Origin of the sequence: Dyella sp. (assembly GCF_035508675.1) — a bacterium.
Classification (GTDB): domain Bacteria; phylum Pseudomonadota; class Gammaproteobacteria; order Xanthomonadales; family Rhodanobacteraceae; genus Dyella_B.
In genome coordinates this window covers 1-6,112 of sequence record NZ_DATJMN010000309.1, presented here as the reverse complement: position 1 = coordinate 6,112, position 6,112 = coordinate 1, and the positions used below count along the sequence as shown (strand labels likewise).

Sequence of the window (6,112 nt, the reverse complement as noted above, 5' to 3'; positions counted from 1 at the left end):
ACGAGCAACGTCCCCACAACGCACTCGGCGGCCTGACACCTGCCGAATATCGTGACCACTACGCCAGAAGCTCTACTTCTAAAATGTCCACTTGACGGGGGAGCTTACGGTGGGTGGAAAGCGTGCGCGAACCCCAACGTCGCCATGCACGTGGATCGCGATGTTGGGGTTCGCTGCGCTCACCGCCTACCTACGAGGGATCACGCTACGTCCTTAAGTTCGGAGCACTGCGGCGAAAGCTGGGGCCCAGTGACTTACTGAAGTGCACGCTGCCGAAGACGTGCCGATTTTTTACACAAGCGGCATCTACGACTGATATAAAATACCGGCCGCGCCGCGATCCGCCGTGGAGCGGATACGCAAGTCAGGGAACAGGGGCATATGGAACATTCAAATCCGCGCGATGCCGACGCCGTCGGCGGCAATCGTTCATCCAAATCGCAGTTGCTTGTGCTCGGTATGCTTTTGACCGTGCTGGCGGTAGTTTTTGCAGCGTATACCTTTCCGAACTGGCATAACGCCAAGCTCGAAAAGGAAGCAGGGGACGCGTATTCGTCTTTCATGGCCGCCGTAGCGAAGGCCGATGCGATGGCAGATCCCTTGCAACGCTGCCTTAGTTATCCGGATCTTCCTGGCAGCCATTGGAACGCAGACACGACTCGCGCTTACTGCATGCTGCGCAACCACCAGACTATCCGGCTGGCCGAGATCGAGGCACTGCTGAAGCAGGGCAAGGCCGGCGAGGTGGATCGTGTTTTCCAGGGTTATCTGGACACGCAGCGCCATGATCCGCAGCAACCGGGTCTATTGGATATCGCCTTCTTGAATGCCGGTTTTGATGATGCCAGCGACCATGCGCGCCGGGTCATCGACATGTGGAAGCAGCAGTCGCCTGACAGTGCATTCGCGTTCGGGGCAAGCGGCGTGCAATACGTTGATGCCGCGCAGCAGGCGCGAGGCGGCGGCTGGAGCCGTGATCTCACTGACGGGCAGGTGGACGATATGAACCAGCAGCTCGCGTTGGCGTTCAAGGATCTCAACCATGCGGTATCGCTGGATGCTTCCATCACGGCGATCTATCCTTCCATGATCCACGCCAGCGGCCTGAATGGCGACGACCGCTACATGTACAGGTCCGTTGAAATGGGGCTGGATGCCGATCCGTCCAATTTTTCCATCCGCTTGCAGATGATGCATCACGCGCAGCCGAGATGGGGCGAGAATTTCGGCGGCGTCGATGAGCAGAGCAGGGAAGACACTTTGCTGTCGTCAAAAAATCCGCTGCTGCGCATGGTGGCGCAGAGGCGGGCCGTGTATCGGGCGACCTGTGATTGCGGCGACACCCAAGCTCAAACCGAGCGGCTTGTTTTGCAGGCCGCCGACAAGAATTTGACTGCCTCGGACATGGTTGATCTCGCAGGCAAAGTCTACGACTCGGATCGACGCCTGGCCGTGGAGCTCTATAGCGAGGCGCTACGTTTTGGGCCAAAGGACGACGTCGACGCTTTGCGGTGGCGTTCGCAGGAAATGATTGCGCTTGGCGACCGGGCTGGCGCGATGGCGAGCTTCGCTGCCGTGGCGCGTCGCTTTCCTGATGACGATGCCATCGCCACGCAACTGGGCAACATCTACGCCCAGGCCGGCGACGCGAAGGACGCCGAAACAACCCTGCTCGCCGTGCTTGCGCGCGATCCCCATAACTACGATGCGATGGGAGTGCTGGGTGATCTCTACAATCACGCCGGCCACCAACCTCAGAAGGCCGAGTCGCTGGCAGATGCCATGATCAGCGAGCACCCGGAAAAAGCTGGCGGTTACATCGTGCGCTCATGCAATCAGATGGACCACAACCTTCCGGGTGTCTACGACACCATTCACTACTTCATCGACCGCTTCGGCGACGATCCGCAATGGAAAACGCAGACGGCGGAGATGCGTGGTTACCTGATCAAGCATCCGGAAAAGGTCGGTGTGTGATCCAGTGCTTGGGCGCCTGCGGCCATCCCAATGCGCCGAACGTAAGAAAATCGCACGCGCCTTATTCCGAAAATGAAAGGCGGTGCGAGATCGGATGGTGAGGTGTAGCCGAACTCCGCGTCGCCGTCTGCATAGCAGCGTTGGGGTTCGCGTGGGCTCACCGCCAACCTACGAGGGCGCGCGCGTGTTTGGTAAGAGGCATCTGCGGCTATTGCTGCATTGCAGCTTGAACACTTTCTATTTGAAACATAGGTTCATATATGAAACTGCGTGGCGCGGGTGCTCCGCGCTGTATCGCCATCTACTGCCGCAAGGCAGGCATCGAAGGGATATATGCAATGAAATCGCTGGTTTATGCCGTATCGCTGGCCTCGGCGCTGGCGGTGTCGTCCGCTTCTGTGGGCGCAAAGCAGGTGCCGCAGGCGCTCTCGTCGCATCCGGTCCCCGCGGTGCAGGACACTGAAACGCCCGCGCAGCGCAATGCACGCATGGCGTGGTGGCGGCAGGCGCGCTTCGGCATGTTCATTCATTGGGGGTTGTATGCGGTGCCGGCCGGTATTTGGCAGGGCAAGCCGGTCAATGGCATCGGCGAATGGATCATGTACAACGCGAAGATTCCCGTTGCCGATTACAAAAAGCTGGCTTCGCAGTTCGATCCCACCAAGTTCGACGCGCATGCCTGGGTGGCGCTGGCCAAAGCCGCAGGCATGAAATACATCGTGATTACTGCCAAGCATCACGACGGTTTTGCGATGTTCGATTCAAAGGCGAATCCATTCAATATCGTGGACGCGACGCCGTTCAAGCGCGACCCCTTGAAGGAACTGGCCAAAGAAGCGCAGAAGCAGGGCATCAAGCTTGGCTTCTACTATTCGCAGGACCAGGACTGGACTGCGCCCGGCGGCGCGGCGATGACGTACGACAAGCTGCACGACGGTCATTGGGACAAGGCGCAGCAAGGCAACTTTGCCGAGTATCTGCATACCAAGGCCATTCCGCAGTTGAAAGAGTTGCTGAGCAACTACCAGCCCTCGCCGGCCATCATCTGGTTCGATACGCCCACTGCGGAGATGACGCCGCAGCTTGCCTCCGAGATCGTCAAGCTGCTCAACCAGCACCCGAACCTGATCTGGAACAATCGCCTCGGCGGCGGCTACCAGGGCGATACCGAAACGCCCGAGCAGAACGTTCCTGCGCAGGGTTACCCAGGCCGCGACTGGGAAACCTGCATGACGATCAACGATACCTGGGGCTACAAATCCACCGACACGAATTTCAAATCGACGCAGGAACTGCTGCGTACGCTGGTCGATGTGGCGAGCAAGGGCGGCAATCTGCTGTTGAATGTGGGGCCTGACGCGCAAGGGGTGATTCCTGCGCCGGAAGCGGAGCGCTTGCAGGCGATCGGCAAGTGGCTCGACGTCAATGGCGAATCGATTTACGGCACTGGCCCTACGCCATTCCCGGGTGATCACGGCAAGTTCTCGACCACGGAGAAAACCGTGGGCGATAACAAACCCAAATGGATGCCGGCCTGGGATTGGCGCGCCACGACGAGGCCAGGGAAAATCTATATCCACCTGTTGACCTGGCCGGGCAAGGCATTCCATTTGGCGAATGTGACCGTGCCGGTGAAGCAGGCTTATTTCCTGGCCGATCCGAAACACCGCCCGCTCAGCTATACGCAAACGGGAACGGCACTCGACCTGCAATTGCCCGGCAAGCCGCTCGATCCAAACGACACGGTGGTTGTGCTCAAGACCGATTGATCGGTTCACACCCGATAGGGTTTGAACTTGCGGACGTTGGGGTTCGTGTTCCGCTCACCGCGGCCCACGCCGCATTTTTCAGGTTCCTCTTGGGGCAAGGTAGCGCTCGATTTAGTGAACTGGGCGTTTTGAGCACATGGGCCGGATGATTTTCGATTGCTGATGGATGCTGGGATTTCATCCCGGCCTACGCGGCATTCCGTGTCGTGCGCAGATGGCGCTATCAGATCGGTGCTCGATACCAACGATATCAACCGTGGCATCGACCGCGCCGGCCAGCCGAACGTGACACTGGCCAGGTGAGCCGCGCTATTGGTCGGTCGCAGTCAACCCCTTCGCAGCGGATCCAGTAGCGGCCGCAGCCCGTTGTGATCGAGTTCGAGCATCAAGGCCAGCAGGTTGCCAAGTTCGCCGCGCGGGAAGCCTTTGCGGCCAAACCAGCCCAGATAGGCACTGGGCAGGTCGGCGATCAGGCGGCCTTGGTATTTGCCGAACGGCATGGTGACGGTGACCAGCCGCTGCAAGTCTTCTGGTTTCATGTTGTCTGGTTCAGCGCAATCCATGAGTCATGCAGGCGAGGGTAGCGGAGGTTCCTGCTGCGTTGAAGGCGGGCTGGCTTGCAGGGTTGCGAAATGAAAAGGGAAGCGACATGACGGTGTGTCGCGACCTGATCCTGGCGAGTGAATATGTCAACGCTGCGCCGAACATGAACGTTCGACTGGTCGTGAACATGCACGTGTGCGAATCGAGGATTTTTCGTTCAACTTCGAGTGTCTGTTCATCGGCCAGGTCACTGGTGTGCTGATGCAGAGAGGATGGTTTGATGTCCCCGATCGATTTGCCCGTGTTGAATAACGAATTGCACTCATCGCCACTGGAAACTTTCGTGGCGTGCGCGCATCAATTACTGGACCCCGCCACGCCCGAGTCGGTCCGCAAGCGGGTGGAGCCTACCCTGGTGGCGCAATTGCCCGTGCTGCGCGCGCTGGGGATGTTCGACTTGTTCGAAGTACGCGATCCCGCGATGCGCGCCTGGCTGGGTGATGAACTTTCAAAGCTCAAAAGCATGCGCCGGCCGTGGCACCGACGCGACGCCTGATGCGTGCCGCGATGCGCTCCCTCCCCTGCGCCAGTACCTGATTAGCGTCGAGTCTCCGTTGCTGTGTTTTTTGCTCGTCGTACCGGTCAGGCGCTTTAGGGTACTTCTATAAATTGCTCGCATAGCGAAGCGGGTATGTGGATCATCGCGGGAAACTATTCCCTCCCCTGCGGCAGTAGGAGAGGGCTAGGGTCAATGCTCCGAACTTAAGCTAGAATCGAAGCGTGTACCTCTCGCTCGCCAGGATACGTCCCCTCCCCTGCGAAGTAGGGGAGGGCTAGGGTGGGGTGCGAGCGCAGCGAGCGGCGGGAGCCGACCATCGCCTGCATACCCTTGCTCGGGACATTCCGCGGTGTGCTAAAGCCCAAGCAGCCCCACCCCAACCGTCCCCCCGGATCAAGTCCGGGGCAGGCTCTACCGCCGCAGGGGCGGGAGTGCATCGTGGCGCGTATCAGGTTGTACCGACTTGTCACGCTGTTGGACGAGTAGCGGGCAATTTATAGAAGTGCCCTTAAGTTAGCTGCTTCAGCGATGTTTGGCAGCGTCCGTATTGCGTTCAGGGTATGCACTAGCTCGCGGTAGACACGCGCGAGCTGCTCGTAGAGCGCCGCATAGGCTTGCCGGGTTGCGTCGGCCACGCCCTGATAGGCGCTGCGTCCGATGCTGATGAAGTAATCCACGCTGACCCGCCGCCGTTCGGCCAGGCCGGGAAACAAGCCCGCCACCAGCAGGCAGCGATCGCCGACGTCGCGCAGGGCGTCCGCGCGCGCGCGGCCGGCCAGTTCCAGCGCCTGCAGCCAATCCATGCCTTGCGCATGCGAAAGCAGCAGGTGGTCGGCCTGGTAGCGCAGCAACACGAACACCAGATAGCTCTCGCTCGATTCATCGAGTCGCCGCCCGGTCCGTTCGTATGCCTGCTGCACCAGTGCTTGCCAGAGCTCCACTGGCGTGCCATTTCGGAATGCTTCAAACATGTCGTCTTCCCCCTGGTCGTCCGACGCTTCCAGCCTACCGCGCTGAATACGCCACCGCTTGGCAGCCAGGCAAAGAGACTGCTAACTCACTGCTTCGACCGCCGATGCCGTTGCCTTATTTAACGGCTGAAAAGAACGGCTCTTTAGCGGTGGCTCGGCGCTTTGCAATCCCACCGCGTCGTCGAAGCTTTGAACATCCGCAGCGCATGCGTTGCCGTCACCTACAAAAAAGTGTGATCGGCTCAGCAGTCATGATGGGGCGTATTGCACATCTCTACAGGCCAATTTCCAAC

General features: G+C 59.5%; 6 protein-coding genes. 4 read left to right on the top strand and 2 right to left on the bottom strand.

The genetic code is table 11. The features are described from left to right. The first annotated feature begins 672 nt into the window (after window positions 1-672). The gene (locus tag VMA74_RS16480; protein WP_325368911.1) at window positions 673-1,977 is read left to right on the top strand and encodes a tetratricopeptide repeat protein; all 1,305 of its coding nucleotides are present in this window, start codon (window positions 673-675) and stop codon (window positions 1,975-1,977) included. 338 nt (window positions 1,978-2,315) lie between these two features. After that, on the top strand, window positions 2,316-3,746 hold the full coding sequence (locus VMA74_RS16475; RefSeq protein WP_325368909.1) for an alpha-L-fucosidase: 1,431 nt from the start codon (window positions 2,316-2,318) through the stop codon (window positions 3,744-3,746). A 326-nt stretch (window positions 3,747-4,072) separates the two neighbouring features. On the opposite strand, the gene VMA74_RS16470 is transcribed toward VMA74_RS16475, so the two are convergent. After that, a complete protein-coding gene (locus VMA74_RS16470; RefSeq protein WP_325368908.1) occupies window positions 4,073-4,285 on the bottom strand; it encodes a DUF3820 family protein in 213 nt (70 codons plus the stop codon). Between the two features lie 284 nt (window positions 4,286-4,569). Here VMA74_RS16470 and VMA74_RS16465 point away from each other — a divergent pair, with 284 nt between their 5' ends. Further along, window positions 4,570-4,845, top strand: coding sequence for a hypothetical protein (locus VMA74_RS16465; RefSeq protein WP_325368906.1), 276 nt, complete (start codon window positions 4,570-4,572; stop codon window positions 4,843-4,845). 497 nt (window positions 4,846-5,342) lie between these two features. Here the strand turns inward: VMA74_RS16465 and VMA74_RS16460 are convergent, their stop codons facing one another. Further along, window positions 5,343-5,819, bottom strand: coding sequence for a hypothetical protein (locus VMA74_RS16460; RefSeq protein ID WP_325368904.1), 477 nt, complete (start codon window positions 5,817-5,819; stop codon window positions 5,343-5,345). 104 nt (window positions 5,820-5,923) lie between these two features. On the opposite strand from VMA74_RS16460, the gene VMA74_RS16455 reads away from it, so the two are divergent. Continuing rightward, window positions 5,924-6,112: hypothetical protein (locus tag VMA74_RS16455; protein WP_325368901.1), on the top strand; the 189-nt coding region annotated here is incomplete at its 3' end.

Bases quoted from the DNA above. Each gene is read 5' to 3' on its own strand.
- VMA74_RS16480 (WP_325368911.1), top strand. From the start codon at position 673: ATGCTGCGCAACCACCAGACTATCCGGCTGGCCGAGATCGAGGCACTG.
- VMA74_RS16475 (WP_325368909.1), top strand. From the start codon at position 2,316: ATGAAATCGCTGGTTTATGCCGTATCGCTGGCCTCGGCGCTGGCGGTG.
- VMA74_RS16470 (WP_325368908.1), bottom strand. From the start codon at position 4,285: ATGAAACCAGAAGACTTGCAGCGGCTGGTCACCGTCACCATGCCGTTC.
- VMA74_RS16465 (WP_325368906.1), top strand. From the start codon at position 4,570: ATGTCCCCGATCGATTTGCCCGTGTTGAATAACGAATTGCACTCATCG.
- VMA74_RS16460 (WP_325368904.1), bottom strand. From the start codon at position 5,819: ATGTTTGAAGCATTCCGAAATGGCACGCCAGTGGAGCTCTGGCAAGCA.